This is a genomic window from Beijerinckiaceae bacterium (assembly GCA_004564215.1).
GTDB lineage: Bacteria > Pseudomonadota > Alphaproteobacteria > Rhizobiales > Beijerinckiaceae > Methylocapsa.
Genome location: CP024846.1, coordinates 2,547,619 through 2,569,015, shown reverse-complemented (window position 1 = coordinate 2,569,015; position 21,397 = coordinate 2,547,619). Strand labels below are relative to the sequence as shown.

Annotated in this window: 17 protein-coding genes, 1 tRNA gene and 2 pseudogenes; 8 read left to right on the top strand and 12 right to left on the bottom strand. The window is 58.4% G+C overall.

Going from position 1 to position 21,397, the window contains the following annotated elements; all coding sequences use genetic code 11:
• Window positions 1–345: 345 nt before the first annotated feature.
• The 3 genes from CU048_12135 to CU048_12125 all read right to left on the bottom strand — a co-directional run bounded on the left by CU048_12135 (window position 346) and on the right by CU048_12125 (window position 3,521).
• On the bottom strand, window positions 346–627 hold the full coding sequence (locus tag CU048_12135; GenBank protein QBR71894.1) for a hypothetical protein: 282 nt from the start codon (window positions 625–627) through the stop codon (window positions 346–348).
• A 762-nt stretch (window positions 628–1,389) separates the two neighbouring features.
• A complete protein-coding gene (locus CU048_12130; GenBank protein ID QBR71893.1) occupies window positions 1,390–2,622 on the bottom strand; it encodes an AAA family ATPase in 1,233 nt (410 codons plus the stop codon).
• 5 nt (window positions 2,623–2,627) lie between these two features.
• Window positions 2,628–3,521, bottom strand: a complete 894-nt coding sequence (locus CU048_12125; protein QBR71892.1) for a hypothetical protein — start codon at window positions 3,519–3,521, stop codon at window positions 2,628–2,630.
• Between CU048_12125 and CU048_12120 the strand changes: the two genes are divergently transcribed.
• Window positions 3,521–3,706, top strand: a complete 186-nt coding sequence (locus CU048_12120; protein ID QBR71891.1) for a hypothetical protein — start codon at window positions 3,521–3,523, stop codon at window positions 3,704–3,706. The two genes, CU048_12125 and CU048_12120, sit on opposite strands and share 1 nt — an antisense overlap.
• A gap of 323 nt (window positions 3,707–4,029) precedes the next feature.
• On the opposite strand, the gene CU048_12115 is transcribed toward CU048_12120, so the two are convergent.
• Complete coding sequence (locus CU048_12115) at window positions 4,030–4,632, bottom strand: hypothetical protein (GenBank protein ID QBR71890.1); 603 nt, start codon at window positions 4,630–4,632, stop codon at window positions 4,030–4,032.
• Between the two features lie 53 nt (window positions 4,633–4,685).
• Window positions 4,686–4,880 carry an excisionase gene (locus CU048_12110; GenBank protein ID QBR71889.1) on the bottom strand — a complete coding sequence of 65 codons (195 nt, stop codon included), beginning with the start codon at window positions 4,878–4,880 and terminating at the stop codon, window positions 4,686–4,688.
• Window positions 4,881–5,158: 278 nt separating this feature from the next.
• Here CU048_12110 and CU048_12105 point away from each other — a divergent pair, with 278 nt between their 5' ends.
• Window positions 5,159–5,440: a plasmid maintenance system killer protein gene (locus tag CU048_12105; protein QBR71888.1), complete on the top strand. Its 282-nt coding sequence runs from the start codon at window positions 5,159–5,161 to the stop codon at window positions 5,438–5,440.
• A gap of 13 nt (window positions 5,441–5,453) precedes the next feature.
• Complete coding sequence (gene higA, locus CU048_12100; protein ID QBR71887.1) at window positions 5,454–5,744, top strand: addiction module antidote protein, HigA family; 291 nt, start codon at window positions 5,454–5,456, stop codon at window positions 5,742–5,744.
• A 19-nt stretch (window positions 5,745–5,763) separates the two neighbouring features.
• On the opposite strand, the gene CU048_12095 is transcribed toward higA, so the two are convergent.
• The 5 genes from CU048_12095 to CU048_12075 all read right to left on the bottom strand — a co-directional run bounded on the left by CU048_12095 (window position 5,764) and on the right by CU048_12075 (window position 9,984).
• Window positions 5,764–6,969, bottom strand: a complete 1,206-nt coding sequence (locus tag CU048_12095; protein ID QBR71886.1) for an integrase — start codon at window positions 6,967–6,969, stop codon at window positions 5,764–5,766.
• Between the two features lie 167 nt (window positions 6,970–7,136).
• Window positions 7,137–7,226 (bottom strand) — tRNA-Ser (locus CU048_12090).
• 103 nt (window positions 7,227–7,329) lie between these two features.
• Entirely contained in the window at window positions 7,330–8,124 is a 795-nt protein-coding gene (locus CU048_12085; protein ID QBR72897.1) for an enoyl-[acyl-carrier-protein] reductase FabI, read from the bottom strand.
• A 31-nt stretch (window positions 8,125–8,155) separates the two neighbouring features.
• A complete protein-coding gene (locus CU048_12080) occupies window positions 8,156–9,379 on the bottom strand; it encodes a beta-ketoacyl-[acyl-carrier-protein] synthase I (protein ID QBR71885.1) in 1,224 nt (407 codons plus the stop codon).
• Window positions 9,380–9,459: 80 nt separating this feature from the next.
• Entirely contained in the window at window positions 9,460–9,984 is a 525-nt protein-coding gene (locus tag CU048_12075) for a beta-hydroxydecanoyl-ACP dehydratase (protein ID QBR71884.1), read from the bottom strand.
• A gap of 38 nt (window positions 9,985–10,022) precedes the next feature.
• Between CU048_12075 and CU048_12070 the strand changes: the two genes are divergently transcribed.
• The 5 genes and pseudogenes from CU048_12070 to CU048_12050 all read left to right on the top strand — a co-directional run bounded on the left by CU048_12070 (window position 10,023) and on the right by CU048_12050 (window position 18,227).
• Entirely contained in the window at window positions 10,023–12,347 is a 2,325-nt protein-coding gene (locus CU048_12070; GenBank protein QBR71883.1) for a hypothetical protein, read from the top strand.
• A gap of 84 nt (window positions 12,348–12,431) precedes the next feature.
• Window positions 12,432–14,441 (top strand): hypothetical protein, encoded by a 2,010-nt coding sequence (locus CU048_12065; protein ID QBR71882.1) that lies wholly within the window; start codon window positions 12,432–12,434, stop codon window positions 14,439–14,441.
• Between the two features lie 89 nt (window positions 14,442–14,530).
• On the top strand, window positions 14,531–15,484 hold the full coding sequence (locus CU048_12060; GenBank protein QBR71881.1) for a preprotein translocase subunit Tim44: 954 nt from the start codon (window positions 14,531–14,533) through the stop codon (window positions 15,482–15,484).
• A 328-nt stretch (window positions 15,485–15,812) separates the two neighbouring features.
• A pseudogene (locus CU048_12055) lies at window positions 15,813–16,325 on the top strand (hypothetical protein).
• A 108-nt stretch (window positions 16,326–16,433) separates the two neighbouring features.
• Window positions 16,434–18,227 (top strand): arylsulfatase, encoded by a 1,794-nt coding sequence (locus tag CU048_12050; protein QBR71880.1) that lies wholly within the window; start codon window positions 16,434–16,436, stop codon window positions 18,225–18,227.
• Window positions 18,228–18,240: 13 nt separating this feature from the next.
• Here CU048_12050 and CU048_12045 read toward each other — a convergent pair.
• A pseudogene (locus CU048_12045) lies at window positions 18,241–19,200 on the bottom strand (amidohydrolase).
• Between the two features lie 217 nt (window positions 19,201–19,417).
• Complete coding sequence (cobT, locus tag CU048_12040; GenBank protein ID QBR71879.1) at window positions 19,418–21,367, bottom strand: cobaltochelatase subunit CobT; 1,950 nt, start codon at window positions 21,365–21,367, stop codon at window positions 19,418–19,420.
• Between the last annotated feature and the right edge of the window lie 30 nt (window positions 21,368–21,397).

Below are 21,397 nucleotides of genomic sequence, written 5' to 3'. Positions count from 1 at the left end.
TCTTTGCGCTTCAACCTGGCCAAATCAGGCCTAATCTACAAAGCCGTCTTGTAGAAATAGCGAACTTCCCTATATCGGCAGAATGCATGGAACCTCTCTCACCCCGAGACTTGTCACGCTTGAATACCAAACCGGTTGTTGCTGGCCGGTCAAGCGCGGCACGGGCGGAAGCCGGCCGTGGTTGTTTTGCGACGCAGTGAGGGAGCCGGGCCTGCCGTATTGCGGGGAGCACCGCGCCCTGTCCTTGCGGCCTGCGAGGCCAGCCAGCGGCCGCCGAGCCCGGTTCGCGCCATATATGAGCCCGAGTTTAACGGCGTGGCCGTTGGGGACGCCGCGTAGGGGAGCCTAGCCGCCCCGCAGCGGCTTTGAGGGCCAATCGCGAAGCTGGCGACGCAGCACTTTCGAGAGTTCGACCTCGGGCTCGTGCTCCGGATCCCTCGCCCCGCTCACCTCGCTGAGCAAATCCAGATCGTCTCCTAAAGTCTGCACCAGGCCTTCCAAAAGGTCTGCGAGTGCGCAGCCGCGTGTACTCGTCAGTTCTTCAAGCACTTCATGAGCGGCACGCGTGATCCAAATCGGGCCATCGATGCAAACCCGGTCGTCTGAAGCGTCAGCAAAAGGTGACATAGCGTGGATTTCCTTTTCAGCTCTCGGGCCGTTCTGAAGCTTGAACCGCTGAACAAGTATTATAGCACTGATTCTTTAATCTGCAAGACATAATTGTAATAATGATTAAATATATATTTTGTAGATGCTTTTTTGTTGTAGCTTGTTACTATACGATAGCATCTATTATGGGTGGGTCTTATAGATTTAAGCATCTATAAGGGGGCTTATAGGCGTTAAATACATAACAACTCATTGGCAATACATGCCAGCGGGCCACGAACATCGGCGGGGCGGCGCCGCATGCCGATCTTAGGCTGTCCAGGTCCAAGTCCAGGGCGCCCGAGGTGGTCCCTTTGCAGGCGCGGAGGGCGCGCGCGGGCGACCGATGCGGTCCATCTCCTACCACGCGTATAGGTGCCAGCGGGCCACGGCCCCGGACTAGTGGGACACCCAATCTGCCGGAACAGCAGGCTGGCGTCCCGCCGTTCCTTCCGCTTCAAAAGATCACGGGCACTAAAACCGGCCGGTCGCAATGGAAATAGCACCTGTGCTGTCCACGGACCGCTCCCGAAGATTGCCATCAAGATGGCCAACCTGCCCGTCATTCTTTTTTTGGCCATCTTGGCCATCTTCGAAGATGGTCATAAAAGTTGTCAGGGGGAAGTGCTGTAAACTTGGCCATCTTCGGGAGTCATGCCGAATAGCATTCGCGCTATTGCACTTGGCCCGACTGAGTGGCACCCGTGCTATTGCACCTGGCCCGACTGAGTAGCACGCCTGCTACTGCACTTGCCCCGGCTCGCTAAATCCGAAGATCGCTTCTTGGTTGGGGATAGACCCCGGCAGTCCCACCTCGAATCCTTGGTTTTTGAGGCTCCAAAACCAGCCGCCGGTCGTGCCGCCCTTGCGCTTGGCGACAACCTCCTTGGCGGCACGCCGCAATGTTTTTTCCGCAATGCCTACCTGCTTCGCATCGGCTTCGATTTCCTTTTGCGGGCGCTCCCCGATGGCAAGTGTGGCTTGCAGGAATTGATGCGCTTGCTCCATCTTCGACATTCCGCCGCTGGTTTCAGAATCGCTTTCCGCTTCGGCCAAAAGAGCCCTGGCGCTCCCTTCGACCGGCCCCTGCCACTCAACGCGAGTGGCGATGATGTCCGGGCGTTCATATAGCGGGCCAGCCACAACGTCATACCCAAAGCCGCCGCTGCTCGTGCCAATGTTAGATTTCGCGCGGACCAGGATGCGGGGCGCATCGGAATCGCTGGACTCGTTTTTCGCTGCGATCATGACAATGCGGGCAAGGGCGCCGAAAGCGATCGACCCTGTCACTCGCTCGACGGGGTCTTTCCCTGCCGTGCCTTTCGTGAAGTGCGTGACCCCGAGCACGGCGCAATTGGCGCATTCCGCGAAGTCTAGCACCGGCTGAAGCGCGTTGCGGGTTTCGGCGTTGTTGTGGGAATTGGTCTTGGCGCCAACTGCCGCAACAACCGGATCCAGCATCAAAAAATCAATTCCGCCTGGAATCCCGGCCACGGCCTTTGCTAGATCCGGCATGTCGCGCGCGGGATCGAATGGCCGCTTCTTGCCATCTGCTTCGCGCTTACCTTCGACGTAGTGCACGCGTTTAAGATCGGCACCCATGGCTTGTAGCCGGGGCATGATTGTATCAGCGAGACCATCTTCGGAAGTCCAAATCAGACAATTTCCGACCTTTGCCTGCGCGCCGTCCGGCCAACGGTTGCCGGAAGTGATCGTTGCCACCATTGACAGCCCGATCGTCGTTTTACCAGCTTCCGGCGCTCCGGCTATTAGGTGGAATTTTCCCTTTGCGAGCCAACCTTCCCAAAGCCAGGAGATGGGTTCCATTTTGAGACCTTCCATCGTGCGCAATTCCAAGCCCGCCGCATGAACATGCGCGCCTTTGGCCGCTGGGGCCGGTGCGGACTCGATAACCGAATCCAACGCGGCCACGCCCGCCGGCCCAAGAATCGCGTCGAGCGTGCCAGAGCCCATAGCGTTCAGGCCATAAGAGGCGCTGTGATCGACGATCGCCCCGAGCTTCTCCTCCGTCCGGCTGGCGGAATGCAACGTTCGGCCCAATTGGACATCATCAGCGCCAAAGCGGTGTCTGCGCTCAGGCCGAGGTCACGGGTAAGGTGGGCCGCTACCTTGTAGGCCGTGGTATTGCCGCCGCTGCCCTTGACCGCGACTGGAGCATTGTGGGTCAAGTAGTGGAGGGCCTCGGCGCAGGCGCCCTCCGAATCCTCGGCGAACTCGTTTTCACCGCGCGCACGCCTGCCCGGCGGTCGCAAAAAGGGCGTCAGGATGTCCGGAACCGGCCCTACGTCAGTGTCTCTGAGGATCTCGTAGGCACGGCCGTTTATGACGCTTCCTGCGCCGACTACGAACCCATGCCACCCTCGAATGTCCAACCCCGAGCCCGGCCCAAGTATTTCCACAGTGTTGGCGCAGAGTGGCCCCCAGTAAAAGACGTGCCTTCCGCCGGTGGGCGTCGCAACCGTGAACGAATCGAAGCTTAGGCCAAGTCCCTCGAAGGATTCGAGGCCCCGCTTTTCGCTTTTTACATCGATGTCAACGACGATCAGGTCATTGGTGCAGATCCCGATATTGTAGTTGAGTTCTAGATGGAACTCCTCATCGGTCCACCACTTCCTGATTTGCTCCGGATTTGTGGTGGCCTTGTCGGGCCATCCTTCGAAAAGCGGCAGCTTGCCATTTTCCACTAGTGGAAATACCCTAAAGCCGCGGGCAGCGAGGTCGAGGGCGGAATCTAACTTTGATTTTTCTGGTAGGATACTGGATTTGAGGTTGACTTCTTGTAGGGTATTCTGTAGGCTATACGCATCGGACATTAAGGGAATTCTCCTTTTTGTTTGAGGGACTTTTGACATTGATACGGATTTGGGGCGCGGACCTTGGCGGGGACCGCGCCCATTTTTTGTCAGCGGTTCACGCGCTGGTATTCGCGGCTAGCGAAGATTTTCAGGTCCGCTTCCGAAAGATTAAAATTAAGGATTGGCGTGTCTCGGCCTCTCCCAACGTAAAATTTAAAAGTCGCATGCACGTGTGGGGATAGTTTTCTAACAATAACCCAAAATTTTATTGGTGAATTGATACTTGATGGCGCATCGCCTGGTCTGGTGTCACCTAAATCTGCCGGCCGAAAGTAGAATTGCCTCTTTGGGTTTACTTTGAAGAAGCTGGCATCATCGGGTCGAGCAGGTCCTAACCATTTGTCACGGAATTCCATGGGAATTGGGGCGGGTGTGATATCCATTTGATATTCCTAGTATAATTCGAGTTCTTTCCTTTCAGTTAGCCATTTCGTCCCCGGTTCCGCCTACTTTCATTGAGGGTGTGGAGCAAAACGCCGTGCCGTCCCCGGTTAGGCCATCGGATTCAGGCGAAGACTGGTGTGATAATGGCGGGATCGCGCCGCCGAGGGGCTCGCAGAAGCTTTCCGAATTCCGCCTCATGCCGCCCGTAGTCTCTTGTCGGCCAGGCGACCGTGCCGGCGATCGGCATCGCCGTTGAAGCTCCTCGCGATCCCCGCTTAGCTAAATCCCCGATTCTCCCTTGCAGCGATTTCAATACGGCGATCGGCATGGGCTGGTCGAAAGCGAATAAGGCCGATAGGTTGTCGCCGCCTGACAAGACCAACTGCGCCCTCGCAATCTTGGCAGCCGCCTCGATTGACGCCCCGTCACCGCTCGTCACGAAGCCAAAGACCTCGAGAAAATCATCTGGCTGCGGTGAGCGTGTCTTGGCAAAATCGGGTCGAATTGCGCCGAGGTGGATGAAAACTTCGCTCCTTTCTTCTCGCTCGAAGCTCGCGACGTATTTTGAGATTGCCTCGATCGCGATTGCAGGGAAGACCTCGACCTGCACGAATTTACCGTCTTTGCAGACTTCAACGGCCAATAGAACGTGCGGATGCCTCGCCAGGCGGCAAGCGATCTTCGTAAAAAGATCGATAAAAACAGTATCGTACTTCAACGACATGGAACTGGTTCTCCTTTGAGTTTTTGGGGATGAACGAGGGAGGGGTCGGCGGTTTAGGCCGCCCGTGATTCAAGTTGCTGGCGCCACTCGGCCGCAGCCTTGGCGGTAATCAAGCGTCGCCGATCGCCGACGCGAATCGTTTTTGGGCCTTTTCCGTCCTTAAGTAGTTGATATAGATAGCTTATCGAGATGCTATTGCGCTTGGCGAACTCCTTTAAAGAATATGAATCCCGATCGCTGTTTTCCACGCGAACCTCCTTGGTTAAAGTATAGACAATCCTACTATACCATGCGATCCAGGACGCGTTAATAGTTACTACTTGACTACTGGAAGTAGCGGATAGCAAAGCTGCTATCACGGCCGCGTGATTGCTTAGATGTACTTTTGACGTGCTAGCAATCCTGCTATCACGCGGCCGTGATAGCAGGATTGCTAAAAGCGGTCTGGTTTACGCAAACCGGCATTGGGAAAGCGTCCAAATACCCCTGGACAATATGAGATACGTATCGTATATCATCTGACACAATGATCCAGGGCTTTGCCACCCGCGAGACGGAGCTTTTCTTTCAGGGCGGCAGTTGTCCGGCGAAATGGTGTGCTGTTTCCAGCGTAGCGATACGCAAGCTGGACATGGTCGATGCGGCGGTCACGCTAGACGACTTGCGTTCGCCACCCGGCAACCGGCTGGAGGCGTTGAAAGGCGACAGGGCCGGGCAATACAGCATTCGCATCAATGATCGTTGGCGCGTTTGCTTTGTCTGGACCGCGCGCGGGCCGGAGCAAGTGGAGATAGTCGATTATCATTAATGGAGGCCAGTTCATGCCCAGACTGAGAACGCACCCCGGCGAAGTGCTCGCTGAAGAATTTATGAAGCCGCTCGAACTTTCGGCGCGGGCCTTAGGCGAAGCGCTCGGCGTCCCCGGCAATCGCCTGACGGATATCATTCGCCAGCGACGCGACGTGTCCGCCGATACTGCGATTAGGCTCGGGCGCTATTTTGGAACGGACCCTCGTTTTTGGCTAAATTTGCAAGCGGCTTATGACCTATCGCAAGCGGAGAACGCGCACGATTATTCAGTTCTCCCGACGCGCGACAACAGGGCAGCGTGAGTCACACGAACACGCACGGCTAGCCTGCCTGCTTCAGCGCGGTGACATTCGCTGGAACGGCGTCGAGATAACTGGCCCACGCCGCCATAAGAGCCCGCCGCTTTTGGAGCGCATCGCCGCGCCTGTAGGCTTGCTCGGCCTTGTCACCGACGACGTGCGCGAGGGCTGCTTCGACAATTTCACGTTGGAATACGGTGTGGTCGCCCGCCCAATCCCGGAACGTTGATCGAAAACCGTGGCACGTCGAATTCACCTTCATGCGCCGCAAGACCGCTGTCAGACTCATGTCGCTCAAAGGCTTGCCGTGGCGAAGGCCAGGGAACACAAGCCCAGCTTCGCCGTTAGCCAGTGGCTTGACCTCTTTCAGAATCTCGATCGCGCGGTCGGAGAGCGGGACGCGATGCTCTCGCGAGGCTTTCATGCGCACGGCCGGAATGGTCCATATTTTGGCTTCGAGATCGAGTTCAGACCAAGTCGCACCGCGTGTTTCACCCGATCGCGCCGCTGTTAAAATAGTGAATTCAAGCGCCAGTGCGCCAAGGCCAGCTTGCTCACGCAAGCGCTTCGTGAATGCCGGGACATCGGCATACGGCACGGCGACATGGTGCTCTTGGCTTGCCTGGCGCTTCGGCAATAAGTGTTTGAGATTGCCAGCCCACGCCGCCGGGTTTTCGCCAACCCGATGGCCTGCGGCTTTCGCCGCGTCGAGCACAGCTTCAATTCGCCCCCGAAGCCGCGAAGCAGTTTCAGGCTTCTCGGCCCAAATGGGTTGCAGCACCTTGAGGACATCGGCCGTCGCGATCTTATCGAGCGGAAGGGCATTCAGCGGAGTGGCGTAGGTCGCGAGTGTTGCCCGCCACTGCGCGCGATGCTTTGGGTTGCTCCAGCCGGATTCCTTTGTCGCCAAGAACTCTTCGACGTATTGGCCAAAGGTCGGTACTACCAGCGCGATTGCAACTTGCTTCTTTTGGTCGATGGGGTCAACACCTTGCCGAAGCAGGGCATTGGCCCCCTCTGCTTTGGCCCTTGCGTCCGCGAGCGACACGTCAAGCGGGATGCCAAGGCCCAAGTCCCTTTGCCGGCCTTTGGTCTGGTATCTAAAAATCCAACGCTTCCGCGACTGGCCGTCGATCGCGAGATAAAGACGATTGCCATCGCTGTGCAAGCCGGGCGTTGACAGCGCCGCAACCTCCCGCGCGGTCAATTTCTTGCGTGCCCTTGCCACTGCCGTTCCCCCTCCACGCTACTGGCCCAAGTTCAGGCCCTAGTTTGTAACGTGGAAGTAGGGACATGTCAAGATATCACAGTGGACGTCCGTGGAAAGTAAGTCGCTGTTTTAGCAGGGAGCTGGAGAGGCTGGCGGTTGTCGGTGGAACTACGTGGAAGCCATCTTGGCGGAGAGGGAGGGATTCGAACCCCCGATAGGCTTGCACCTATGCCGCATTTCGAGTGCGGTGCTTTCAACCACTCAGCCACCTCTCCGAAAATCGTGACACGTGCGGCTTCAAACATGTCCCGGCGCAGATAGCATGGGCACGCCTCCCCTTCAAGGCTGCCTGACTTTACCTGTGCGCATCCCACAGGATCAGAGCGCCGCATCCGGCTTCAAATTATCCGGGTGGGGCATCAGAACCACATTGTAGCCAGCGTCCACGTGGTGGATTTCGCCAGTAACGCCGCTTGAAAGATCGGACAAAAGGTAAAGCGCGGCACCGCCAACGTCGGCAATCGTGAGATTGCGGCGCAATGGGGCATGCGCCTTCTGAAAATTGAACATCACGCGCCCGTCGGCGATTCCGGCGCCAGCAAGGGTCCGCACAAGACCTGCGGAAATGGCATTGACCCGAATCCCATGGGGACCGTAGTCGGCGGCGAGATAGCGAACGCTGGCTTCCAAGGCCGCCTTGGCAACACCCATGACGTTGTAGTTGGGCATGACCCTTGTCCCCCCCGAGAAGGTCAAGGTCAACAGCGCGCCCCCGGTCGGCATGAGGGCGGCCGCGCGCCGGGAGATTTCGGTGAAGGAAAAAGCCGAAATCAGCATCGTGCGCGAAAAATTTTCCCGCGAAGTATCGGCATAGCGGCCCTTTAATTCGGCGCGGTCCGAATAGGCGATGCAATGGACCACGAAATCGAGCGACCCCCAGCATTTTTCGATCGCCGCAAAGACAGCGTCAACCGAACCCGTGTCCTCGACATCGCACGGAAGAACAAGCGTCGAGCCAAGGCTATGGACCAGGGGTTTGACGCGTTTCCCCAGCGCCTCGCCTTGATAGGTAAAGGCCAGTTCGGCGCCGTGTTCGGCGAGTTTTTGAGCAATGCCCCAAGCGATCGAATGATCGTTGGCGACACCCATGACGAGACCACGCTTGCCCTGCATCACGCCTTCAGGATTGTGCGCCATTTTATCTTCAGGCGTCGACATGCTTGAAGACAATGCTGGCGTTGGTTCCGCCGAAGCCGAACGAGTTCGACAGGACGGTCCGCAGGTTCATGTCGTCGCGGCGCTTGCGGACGATGTCCATGTCGGCGAAGGCGGGATCGAGCTCCTCGATATTGGCGCTCTCGCAGATGAAGCCGCTTTGCATCATCAACAGGCAATAGATCGCTTCCTGCACGCCGGTCGCGCCAAGCGAATGGCCGGTCAGCGATTTGGTCGCCGAAATCGGCGGCGAGTTTTCGCCCGCCCCAAACACCGTCCGGATCGCCTCGATCTCCTTCAGATCGCCGATCCCCGTCGAGGTCGCATGCGGATTGATGTAGTCGATCGGCGTCGTGACGTTGGCCAGCGCCATCCGCATGCAGCGCACCGCGCCCTCCCCCGACGGCGCCACCATGTCGTAGCCATCCGAGCTCAGGCCATAGCCGACGATCTCGGCATAAATCTTCGCGCCGCGCGCGCGGGCGTGCTCATAATCCTCCAGCACCAGAACCCCGGCGCCGCCGGCGATCACGAAGCCGTCGCGGTCCTTGTCGTAGGCGCGCGAGGCGACGGCCGGACGATCGTTGAAGGACGACGACATCGCCCCCATCGCGTCGAACAGGACCGACATGGTCCAATCGAGTTCCTCGCAGCCGCCCGCGAACATGATGTCCTGCTTGCCATATTGGATCATTTCATAGGCGTTGCCGATGCAATGATTGGAGGTCGCGCAGGCCGACGAGATCGAATAATTGACGCCCTTGATCTTGAACCAGGTGGCGAGCGTCGCCGAGGCCGTCGAGGACATCGCCTTGGGCACCGCGAAGGGACCGATCTTCTTGGCCCCCTTGCTGCGCGCGGTGTCGGCCGCCTCGACAAGGGTCCGCGTCGAAGGCCCGCCCGAGCCCATGATGATGCCGGTGCGCTCATCGGAGATTTCGGCCGGCGTCAGCCCGGCGTCCAGGATCGCCTGATCCATCGCGACATGGTTCCAGGCGGTGCCGCCGGCATGAAACCGCATGGCGCGCCGATCGATCATGCTTTCCGGATTGAGCGTCGGCGCCCCATGGACCTGGCTGCGAAACCCAAGCTCGACATATTTCTCGGCCTTCACAATCCCCGACTTCGCCTCCCGCAACGAGGCCAGCACCTCTTGGCTATTGTTCCCAATCGCCGACACAATCCCCATCCCGGTGACGACAACCCGTCTCATACCTCAAACTCCCAAACTCTTCGCGGAACCGATGACGGACCCGCCGCGGCCCCAGGGCCAAATCAAGGACCAGCTCAGCTTCAGGCGGCGGATGGTGTTCCCGCCTTGAACAAGCCGACGCGCAGATCCTTTGCTTCATATATGCGTATTCCATCGGCCTCGAGCCACCCATCGGCGATTCCGAGAACCAGTTTGGTTTTGAACACACGTTTTAAATCAACGCCATAGATAATGCGTTTGACGGTCGGCAAGACCTGATCGGAGAATTTGACTTCGCCGACGCCAAGGGCCCGGCCGCGTCCGGTCAGGCCCAGCCAGCCGAGATAAAATCCCAAAAGCTGCCACAGCGCGTCAAGACCGAGGCATCCCGGCATCACCGGGTCGCCCTTGAAATGGCACCCGAAGAACCAGAGGTCCGGCCTAATTGAAAACTCGGCTAAAATAACGCCCTTCCCGTTGGCGCCGCCGTGTTCGGAAATGTCGGCGATGCGATCGAACATTAAGAGCGGCGGAAGCGGCAATTGTGGATTGCCCGGACCGAACAACTCCCCACGCCCGCAGGCAATCAGATCCTCATAGTCGAAATTTGCACGCCGCTCTGTCATGACCGTTTCACTCTCAACTTCTCCGCCCGGCAGCCGAAATGGCTTTCTCCGGCGAAGTTCGCGGGCCTTCTAACACACCGATGGGCCCGCCGAAAGCCGGTGTGGGCCAGGCGCCATTCACGCGCGGCCCCTCAATATGGCCGAATTGTCCATCATTTTGCCCAGTTTCAAACCCTAGCTATGCCGCGCTCAGCGCGCACGGGGATTCGCGTGCCGAGCCTTTGAGCAGGTTTTTGATTTATTCGGGGTTTTTTTGCCCCGAGGCAGACCGGGGCCGAAAGATTAAGCCATCGCCTTCCCTGAGGCCCGCAACAAATCGCCGAGAATTAGACGCATTTATTGGCAATTGGTGGGCCATGAAGTTCAGAAATGACATTAATGCCCTGAGGGCGCTGGCGGTTACCGCGGTTGTTCTTTTTCATTACAAGGTTGATTTCGTTCCCGGCGGCTTCGTGGGGGTCGACGTCTTTTTCGTGATCTCCGGCTATCTCATGACCTCGATCATCATGGGAAGATTGGCCAAGGATAGATTCAGCGTTTGGGAATTCTATTACGACCGCGCCAAGCGCATCGTCCCGGGACTTCTCGGCCTGTGCTTTTGTTTGCTGGCGGCTGGCTATCTGCTGCTGGAGCCCACAACCTATCATTACCTCGGCTCGACCTCGATTTCAGCACTTCTGTTCTTTTCCAATTTCCGGTTCTGGGAAGCGACCGGATATTTCGATCAGGACAGCAACACCAAATGGCTGCTGCATACCTGGAGCCTTTCGGTCGAATGGCAATTCTATCTGATCTATCCGATCATCCTGATGCTGCTGCATCGATTCGAGCGGACCCGACGCTTCATCGTTCCCATTCTTTGGTCGATGGCGGTCTTCTCGGTGCTGCTATGCATCTGGTCGACGAAGCTTTATCCCGCCTCGGCCTTTTACCTGCTGCCGCAGCGGGCGTGGGAAATGCTCGCCGGCGGGATCGTCGCCTTGCAGTTCAAGAACAGCGAGCAGCGCTATTCCTGGCCGCTGCTGGCCAGCGGGCTGGCGTTCATCGGTCTCTCGCTTGTCTACTTTGACAAGAACATGGCCTGGCCATCTTACTCGGCGCTGCTGCCGGTGGTTGGCACGTGCCTTGTCATCGCCGCCAACCGGGCGAACGGCTATGCGTTCAGAAACGCCATCGTTCAGACGGTCGGCAAATGGTCCTACTCCATTTATCTCTGGCATTGGCCGGTGGCGGTCGCCGCGATCTACTTCGATTTCACGACGACGACGCCGCAAAAGATCATCTGCGAAATCCTGATCCTGGCGGCGATCATCACCACGGGCGGCCTTCTTCTGGCGCTGGCCAAGAGAATTTCGAACACGCCCTTCGGCCAGGAGAAACGGCCCCGGCTGGTTTTGGGCGGCGCCGCGACGGCGCTCACCGTCGGCCTCGCGGTGGTCGTCACCGTCAATGACGGATTCGCCAACCGGCGGCCCGATGGGTTGAGAGAGGTGGAAACCTATCGGAAGGTGATCGCGGATTGGGATTATCCCACCGATTGCAACGGCATGGACGATGCCGGCAATTTGCGGCCCTGCCAGCTCGGTTCGCCCAAGAATCCCGGCGTCCTCTTCATCGGCGATTCCTTCGCCATGCAGTATTTCAGCCGCTTTGCCGAACATGCGAAGACCCACCCGGAGAATGCGTTCACCTTTCTGGCGTCTTCAAGCTGTCCGCCGGTCACCGGCATCCAGATTATCGTCGACAGGTTCCACTGCAACGGCTTCGTCGACAAGGTGCTGCGGTTCGCCGAGACCCGCAATTTCAAACGCATCGTCCTTGCCTCCATCTGGAACGGCTATTTTATCCCCCAGAACAGCGCGGTTTGTTTTCCAAACGGAAACACTTGTGCCTTAAATGAGGATCCCTCCTGGTATTTCCAACATCTTGATGAGGCATTCGGAACATTACGGACGCGGCTTCTTGAATTCAAAAATCGCGGCGTTGAAATCGTCTTTGTATCGGCCACGCCGCATGGCGGTTGGGATGTGCCCTTGGAGCTGTTGAAGCGCCAGTTCTGGGGCGTCGATGCGACCGACATCAAATTCATCAACCGGGATGACCTTGAGCAAGGGTTTCAGCCGGTCAAGAGTCGGCTAAAAACCCTCGCATCCTCGCTCGGCGCCAAATTTGTGGACCCGCTCGACTTTCTTTGCGACGGCCATCGTTGCCCAACCTTCGACGAAGATGGCGTCCCTTATTTTCGAGATCGCGGACATTTGCGGGCGGGCGCCGTGCGGACCACCCGCTTCCGATTCCTGGATGATGCCGCGGGAATCAATGAGCAATTCAGCGCGAACCTACCCTCGTCGGCTAGTCCGTAAGCAGAGCGCCGAAACTCCGCTCCTTGTCGCCCGCAGTGAGGAAAGACGCGGGACGGCCGCAGTTTTATTGGCAATTGGTGGGCCATGAAGTTCAGAAATGACATTAATGCCCTGAGGGCGCTGGCGGTTACCGCGGTTGTTCTTTTTCATTACAAGGTTGATTTCGTTCCCGGCGGCTTCGTGGGGGTCGACGTCTTTTTCGTGATCTCCGGCTATCTCATGACCTCGATCATCATGGGAAGATTGGCCAAGGATAGATTCAGCGTTTGGGAATTCTATTACGACCGCGCCAAGCGCATCGTCCCGGGACTTCTCGGCCTGTGCTTTTGTTTGCTGGCGGCTGGCTATCTGCTGCTGGAGCCCACAACCTATCATTACCTCGGCTCGACCTCGATTTCAGCACTTCTGTTCTTTTCCAATTTCCGGTTCTGGGAAGCGACCGGATATTTCGATCAGGACAGCAACACCAAATGGCTGCTGCATACCTGGAGCCTTTCGGTCGAATGGCAATTCTATCTGATCTATCCGATCATCCTGATGCTGCTGCATCGATTCGAGCGGACCCGACGCTTCATCGTTCCCATTCTTTGGTCGATGGCGGTCTTCTCGGTGCTGCTATGCATCTGGTCGACGAAGCTTTATCCCGCCTCGGCCTTTTACCTGCTGCCGCAGCGGGCGTGGGAAATGCTCGCCGGCGGGATCGTCGCCTTGCAGTTCAAGAACAGCGAGCAGCGCTATTCCTGGCCGCTGCTGGCCAGCGGGCTGGCGTTCATCGGTCTCTCGCTTGTCTACTTTGACAAGAACATGGCCTGGCCATCTTACTCGGCGCTGCTGCCGGTGGTTGGCACGTGCCTTGTCATCGCCGCCAACCGGGCGAACGGCTATGCGTTCAGAAACGCCATCGTTCAGACGGTCGGCAAATGGTCCTACTCCATTTATCTCTGGCATTGGCCGGTGGCGGTCGCCGCGATCTACTTCGATTTCACGACGACGACGCCGCAAAAGATCATCTGCGAAATCCTGATCCTGGCGGCGATCATCACCACGGGCGGCCTTCTTCTGGCACTGGCCAAGAGAATTTCGAACACGCCCTTCGGCCAGGAGAAACGGCCCCGGCTGGTTTTGGGCGGCGCCGCGACGGCGCTCACCGTCGGCCTTGCGATGGTCGTCACCGTCAATGACGGACTGGGGAATCGCATGCCGGGGGGGCAAGGACAATTTGCCCTTTATACGAAGGCCGCCACCGATTGGGGCTATCCACGCAGTTGCAACGGCATGGACGATGCCGGCAATCTGCAGCCCTGCCAGCTCGGTTCACCTCAGAATCCCGGCGTCCTCTTCATCGGCGATTCCTTCGCCATGCAGATATTCAGCCGCTTTTCAGAATATGCAAAGACTCACCCGGAAAGCTCCTTCACCTTTCTGACATCGCCCGGCTGCCCGCCCCTCACCGGCATCCGAATGGTCCATGATCGGCTGAACTGCAATGGCTTCATCGACAAGGCGCTGCAATTTGCCGAGAGCCGCGGTTTCAAACGCATCGTGCTCGTATCCTTGTGGTACGATTACTTCATTCCGTTCAGCGGCGAGATTTGCTTTGTCAAAGGCGAGTCCTGCACCGGAGAATTGGATCGCGTAAACTATTACGACAATGTCGATGGGGCATTTTCCCAGCTTGCATCCCGGCTGCTTGAGTTGCGCAAGCGCGGAAGCGATGTCGTCATCGTTTCGCCCACGCCCTTCGGCAAATGGAATGTGCCGGCGGAGCTTGCAAAACGAAAATTCCTGCAAATCGACACAACAGAGGTCGAATATTTCGACCGCGACCGTTTCGAGAACTTCTTCTTCCCTATTAAAAGCCGGTTAATGTCGCTTGCGGCGTCGGTGGGCGGCAGCTTTGTCGATCCGGCCAACTATCTTTGCGACGCGCATCGCTGCCCGACGACGGACCGGGATGGCGCACCGCTTTATCGGGATCGCAGCCATTTCCGGGCGACCGCGGTCCTCGATCCCCGGTTTCGCTATCTGGACGAGGTGGCTAGCATCAACACCCGCCTCACCGCAGTGCCGGTCTCCCAACGAAAAGAACCGTAATCCTCCGATTTCCTTTGCCGAATAGCCGAACGCTCCCCATATAGCCGGTGCGGACGGGAGTGCGTCCGCGCAACGTTAGGATTAAATCGATGGCGCTTCGCCAGAAAACCTTGATTTTGACCCTTGCTGCAACGCTTGCGCTGGGCTTCGCCGGGGACGCTTTTGCCCGCGCCGGCAACGGCTCCTCCTTCGGCAGCCGCGGCGGGCGTACCTTCAGCACGCCCTGGTCGACACCGACGGCGCCACGGGGGGCCGCACCGATGGAGAGGTCCATGACGTCTCCCAACCAAGGCGTTTTCGGCCGCCCCGCAGCCAATTCGGGCGGATTTCTTTCCGGCGGCTTCGGGCGCGGCCTCCTCGGCGGCTTTATCGGCGCCGGGCTTTTCGGCATGCTGTTCGGGCATGGGATGTTTGGCGGCCTCGGCGGCGGCATGTCGATCCTGGGCTTGTTGCTTCAAATCGGGCTTCTGTTCCTCCTGTTTAAATTAGTGATGGGCTTTCTGCGCGGACGTCGTCCCGCCATGCAGGGCGCTTCGGCCTTTCAATCCGGCTTGGGTCAAACGGGAGCTGGAGCGCCAGGCGGCTTCCCAGGCTTCGGAGGCGGACAAGCAGGCGTAAACAGAGGCACCAAACTCGATGTCACCCCTGCGGATTTCGCCGTGTTCGAGCAAAGGCTCAGCGCTCTTGAAACGGCGTTCGGGGCGGAAGACATCGCGTCGCTGCGGGCCTTGTCGACCCCGGAAATGGCTTCTTATTTTGCCGAGGAGGTCGCCAGCAACGCCAAAAACGGTGTGGTAAATAAAATCTCCGCGGTGAATTTTCTGCAAGGCGACCTGTCGGAGGCTTGGCGCGAGCCGCAGAGCGAGTTTGCCACCGTTGCCATGCGGTTTTCCATGATCGATACGATGGTCGATCGCAATACCAACAAGATCGTCTCCGGCGATCCGGCGGTGCCGCAGGAGGCAACCGAGGTTTGGACCTTTACCCGTCCCGTCGGCGGCGGTCCCGGCGACTGGAAATTGTCGGCGATCCAGCAGGCCTGAGGTTTAGGGATAGGCTCCGGCGCCCCTCTCTCCAGAGCCTATCCCTCCCCTGCTGATCTCCTCGCCGCCGAACACGGCTCCGGCAGCCTTCCGAGCAATCATTATGACGAGCGCGAGCGCCTTGCGATCTGGCTGACTTGTTTTCAGCCGTGCATTGAGCCTTCAGTCACTTCGGTTCGCCCTGCCTCTGCCCCTTCATCATTTACCGTCGGCCGTGAAGCGAAGAGGCTGCTGACAAATCCTATCCCGCCATGCAACATTGTCTCGCCGATGGATCGTGCAAGCGCGCCACTCGGCGTGAGGGCAGACCTGGAGCAGCGACGTGGCGGTGAAACGAAGATTGGGCAAACCCAAGCCCGTTGTGAAGGAAATCAAGCCCACGGTAAAAGAACGCGCCCTCGATGAGCTCAGGCGATTTCTCGGGATCTTTTTCTATCTTTGGGTTCTGTTCGGTTTATTCGCTCTCAATGACTCGATCGTTCTGGCCGAGCATCACGTCAATTTCAAAATGCAGGGTTTTGCCGCCATCAATGCGTTCATGCTGGCAAAAGTCATGCTTGTTGCAGAAAATTTTCACCTTGGGCAGCGGTTCAAGGATCGGCCCCTGGTCTATCCCATTGTGTACCGCTCCGTCATCTTCACCCTGCTGCTGATCTGTTTTCACATCGTCGAAAGAGTGCTTGTCGGCGTCGTCGAAGGCAAGACGATTGCAGAGAGCTTCCCGGAAATCGGCGGCGGAAGCCTGCGCGGAATCGTTTCGGCGGCGACAATCGTTTGTGTTGCTCTGATTCCGTTCTTTAGCTTCAGGGAGCTTGGCCGCGTGATCGGCGAGCGGGAGCTCAAGACGCTCATGCTCGGCCACGGCGCGAAAGATTATGTCCCCTCGCCGACGCTGCGGTCCAAACGACGCTGAGGCTCTGTAGAATCCGGCCAGGCTGTGAGCAAGCACATGACAGATTCTTCCGACCGCGTCGCCCATCCATCCCGCCGCGCACTCATGGCGAGCGGAGCCGCCCTGCTCGGCGCCAATGTCTTGCCGGAGGCGACCCAGGCTGAAAGGGTAGCCGCAGCTCCCGCGCAAAAAATCCTGCCGCCAGATGCGCCGCCCGGCGGGTACAACATATTATTCATCTTGGTCGATCAGGAGCATTTCTTTGATCCATGGCCCTTTCCCGTCCCGGGGCGGGAATGGATCAAGAAGAACGGAATCACCTTTAAAAATCATCAGGCGGCGTCTTGCGTCTGCTCTCCTGCCCGCTCGACCATATATACCGGGCAGCACATTCAGCACTCGGGCATATTCGATAATCTGAACAGCCCCTGGCAGCCGGACATGTCGACCAAAGTGTTGACCGTCGGGCACCGAATGGCGGAAGTTGGCTATTATGCATCCTATCAAGGCAAATGGCACTTAAGCGCCAATCTGGATGTTGTCGCGCACGCGATTGACGCGCCGTTCCCAAAATATCGCGAGATCATCCAATCCTATGGATTCGCCGATTTCTTCGGCATGGGCGATATCATCGACAAGGGCCTTGGCGGATACACCTACGACGATACGACAACCGCCGCCGTGACGAGTTGGATGCGCACCAAGGGAGAGGCACTGAAAGCCGAGGGAACGCCTTGGTATCTCGCGGTCAATTTCGTCAACCCGCATGATGTCATGTACATCAATTCGGATTTGCCGGACGAGACCGTGCAGGGCAAGAAAACAGCGATGCCCATCATGCGCACCCCGGATGATGAAATTTACCGGGCAAAATGGGACGAGGTTCCACTGCCCCCCACCCGGGGCCAGTCTCTCGACGCCCCTGGCCGGCCCAAGGCCCATCAGATCTACCAGGAAGTCCAGGACCTGCTGGTCGGCCAGTGGCCCAATGAAGACCGTCGCTGGCGGCTCTTGAGGAATTATTATTTCAACTGCATTCGTGACTGTGATCGCCAGGTCGTTGCCGTGTTGGAGGCCTTGAAGCAATCCTGCATGGATAAGAACACGATCATCGTATTTACCGCCGACCATGGCGAGCTTGGCGGCAACCATCAAATGCGCGGCAAAGGAAACTGCACCTACAGGCAGCAGAACCATCTGCCGCTCATGATTGTTCATCCCGCCTATCCGGGCGGAACCGAATGCAAGGCTGTGACCTCTCAGATCGATCTGACGCCGACGCTGCTCGCTCTGACGGGAGCCCCGGCCGAAAAGCTCGCCAAGGCAACCGCCGATCTTAAGGGACGCGACTTCTCCAAGCTGCTGGGCGCACCCCAGACGGCGAGCGTCGATACGCTGCGCCCGGCCTCCCTCTTCAATTACAACATGTTCACCTTCCAGGACATTAAATGGGCTGATAAGATGGTGTTCTTCATGGACTCCCATGAGCCAGCGCAGAAAAAAATCAAGGCTGCGCAAAAAAACGAACCCAACTTCCAGAACCGCTGCGCGATTCGCAGCGTGTTCGATGGACGTTATCGCTTTAGCCGCTATTTCGGGCAGATCGATTTCAACCGGCCCACGACCTGGGAGGAATTGGTCAGCAAAAATGACATCGAGCTTTATGATCTAAAAACCGATCCGGAAGAAATTACCAATCTGGCTGACGATAAGAAAAACAATGGGGAGCTCGTCATGGCCATGAATGCAAAGCTCAATGCGCGGATCGATGAAGAGGTCGGGGTCGATGATGGGAGCTTTCTGCCGATCAGGAACGGCAGGTGGTTCTTTCCGAGCGCCAAGGATCGATAAGAGTTCGCGACCCTTACAGCTTGAGGTTCATGAGGCTGGCCGCATTGAGGCGGGCAACCTTGTCGCGAATCTTTTCGTCGATCGCCGCCGCATCGAGGAACCGTCCCGCGGTCGCAGAATCTTCATAGGGATAGTCGACCGAAAACAACACATGATCCTCGCCTATCCCCGAGAGCGCCGCAATCAAGGGCACGTCGGAGCACTGACCTGAGGTGGTGGCGTAAAGATTGCGCTTGAGATAGGCCGATGGCGGCATTTCCAGCGGGCGCTTGTCGACAATGAGCGCGGCGCGGCTGTCGAGCCGCCACAGCACATAGGGAAGCGTTTCGCCCATGTGCCCGAGTATAATTTTAAGACCGGGATAGCGGTCGAAAACACCGGCAAAGACAAGCCGCAGAAAATGCGAGGATGTCTCGATATTCCATTCCCAGGTGGGTTTCAGCAGTTCGTCTCAGCCCTCCAAAACGTAAGGCTTGATGTACGAGTCGGCAGGATGAAGATAGAGCGGCACGTCGAGGGCCTGCATTCGCTCCCAAAATGGCGCGTAGCGCGGCTCGTCGAGATAGATGCCGTTGGTGTGACCGTTGACCATAGCGCCGACGAAGCCGAGATCGCGCACTGAACGCTCAAGCTCATTGGCGGCGGCAGCCGGATCCTGCATGGCCAGGTGAGCAAAGCCACTGTAGCGATTCGGCTGGCGTTGCACTTCCACGGCGAGAAGATCGTTGGCCTGCCGTGCGAGCTTCACAGCAATTGCCGCGTCCGGCTCGATCTGCACACCGGGGCCGGAGAGCGAGAGAACGGAAAGCTCGACGCCCGCCGCACCCATGGCAGCCAGCCTCCCCTCGCCAAAATCCGACAATTGCGCCACGAGCTGCGCATAGGCCTCTGTCGAGACCTTCGGCATTCCCTGCGCCAGATAGTCGAGGAAATTCGGAAAAATAAAATGTTCTTCGAGAGCAATCTTCATCATGTGCAGAAAGCCTTCGATCGAAGACGCCGGCTAGAGCGCTTCCCGATCGGATGGAATCATCTGATCGAAAAGGAATCGCTCAAGTTCAACGAGTTGGAGCATGTTCTGATCGAAAAAGTCGGTCAACTTTTTCGGAACATGCTCTAGGCGGGAAACGGCTCAGAGCGACAAATGATCCCAACCGCTTTCCGACGCCGGTGAGCCGGTCGGCCAGACTTCAATGCAACAAGCGACGCGCGGCGCTTGCGCGTGCTTGCTGCGCCGCTCCCCCTCGCTGACGAAGCGCGCCCCGTTTCGGCCGCGCCGTCTCGTCGAACAGTTCGGCCAGCTTGTCGGTCATCGCGCCGCCGAGTTCTTCCGCATCTACAATTGTCACAGCGCGGCGATAATAGCGGGTCACGTCGTGACCGATGCCGATCGCAATGAGCTCCACGGGTGAACGCGTCTCAATCTCCTCGATCATGAACCGCAAATGCTTTTCGAGATAATTCCCGGGATTGACGGATAGCGTCGAATCGTCGACGGGCGCGCCGTCGGAAATCATCATTAATATGCGCCGCTGTTCGGGCCGCGCGAGAAGCCGGCGATGCGCCCAATCGAGCGCCTCGCCATCGATGTTTTCCTTCAGAAGTCCTTCGCGCATCATAAGGCCGAGATGCTTGCGTGATCGCCGCCAAGGCGCATCGGCCGATTTGTAGATAATGTGGCGGAGATCGTTGAGACGGCCCGGCGCCGGCGGTTTGTTCGCCTGCAGCCAAGCCTCGCGCGACTGACCGCCCTTCCACGCACGGGTGGTGAAACCCAGGATCTCGACCTTGACGCCGCAACGCTCCAGCGTTCGAGCCAAAATATCGGCGCAGGTGGCCGCAACCGTAATCGGCCGCCCGCGCATCGAACCCGAATTGTCAATGAGGAGCGTCACCACTGTATCGCGGAACTCGGTATCCTTCTCGCGCTTGAACGACAGCGGCTGCTGCGGATCCATGATGATCCGCGGAAGCCTTGCCGGATCCAGAATGCCTTCCTCAAGGTCGAACTCCCAGGACCGGCTCTGCTGCGCCATGAGACGGCGCTGCAAACGATTGGCCAGCCGCGCGACAATCGAGGAGAGGTTGCTCAATTGCTTGTCGAGATAAGAGCGCAGCCGCTCAAGCTCCTCCGCGTCGCAAAGATCCTCGGCGGCGACCACCTCGTCATATTTTTTGGTGAAAGCCTTATAATCCGAGGCGCGGGGGTCGGTGCTGGCCGGCGAGGGCGGCCGGCGTGGATCGGCAGCTTCTTCGGAGTCGGAAAGCTCGGCCTCTTCGTCGAACTCCCCGGTTGGCGCATCGGCCGACTCCGTATCGTCTTCTTCCGTCGGATCGGAGGAGGCCTCGACGGTCTCGCTGCGGCTCGAATCCCCGGTGTGATCCTCCGCGCCTTCCTCCGTCTCGTTTTCCGCTCCGGCGTCCTGCTCGTCGCCACCACTTTCTTCTTCCTCGGGATTGCCGTCGAGCGCGCCCTCTTCGATCATTTCGAGAGAGGTCAGGAGCTTGTGAACGGCGACGGCGAAGGCACGCTGATCCTCGATCGCCGATCCAAGCTTGTCGAGATCGGCGGCGGCGCGCTCCTCGACCCAAGGGCGCCAGAGATCGACAATTCTTTGGGCGTTCTTGGGCGGCTTGAGGCCAGTGAGACGTTCGCGCACGATCATCGCGAGCGCGTCCTCGAGTGGGGCCTCGGCACGGGTTGCGACATCGGCATAGTGGGCGCGCTGACAGCGGTCATCGAGCATCGCATCCAGATTGCTGGCCACGCCCTGCATCCGCCGCGAGCCGATCGCCTCGACACGGGCCTGTTCGACAGCATCAAAAACCGCCCGCGCAGCAGGGGCTGGCGGGGTGAGCCGCCGATGCACATCAATATTATGGCAGGTCAGCCGCAGAGCCATCGAATCGGCGTGCCCGCGCAGGATCGCGGCTTCACGCGCATCGAGTTTGCGCGAGGGTTCGGGCAGACGCGCCTTGGCGCTCGCCCCCGTCAGAATCAAGCTCGGGCGTTCGGCCGCATAGGTCACTTCGAGCTGCGGCGACCTCGACAAGGCGCGCATGCAGGCCGCGACGGCTCTCTTGAACGGCTCCTGCGCGGCCGGCGATTTGCCCGGTGGCTTTTGGTTCGAGCCGGTCAAGGCAACACCTATTGCACCCTCATCTGCGCC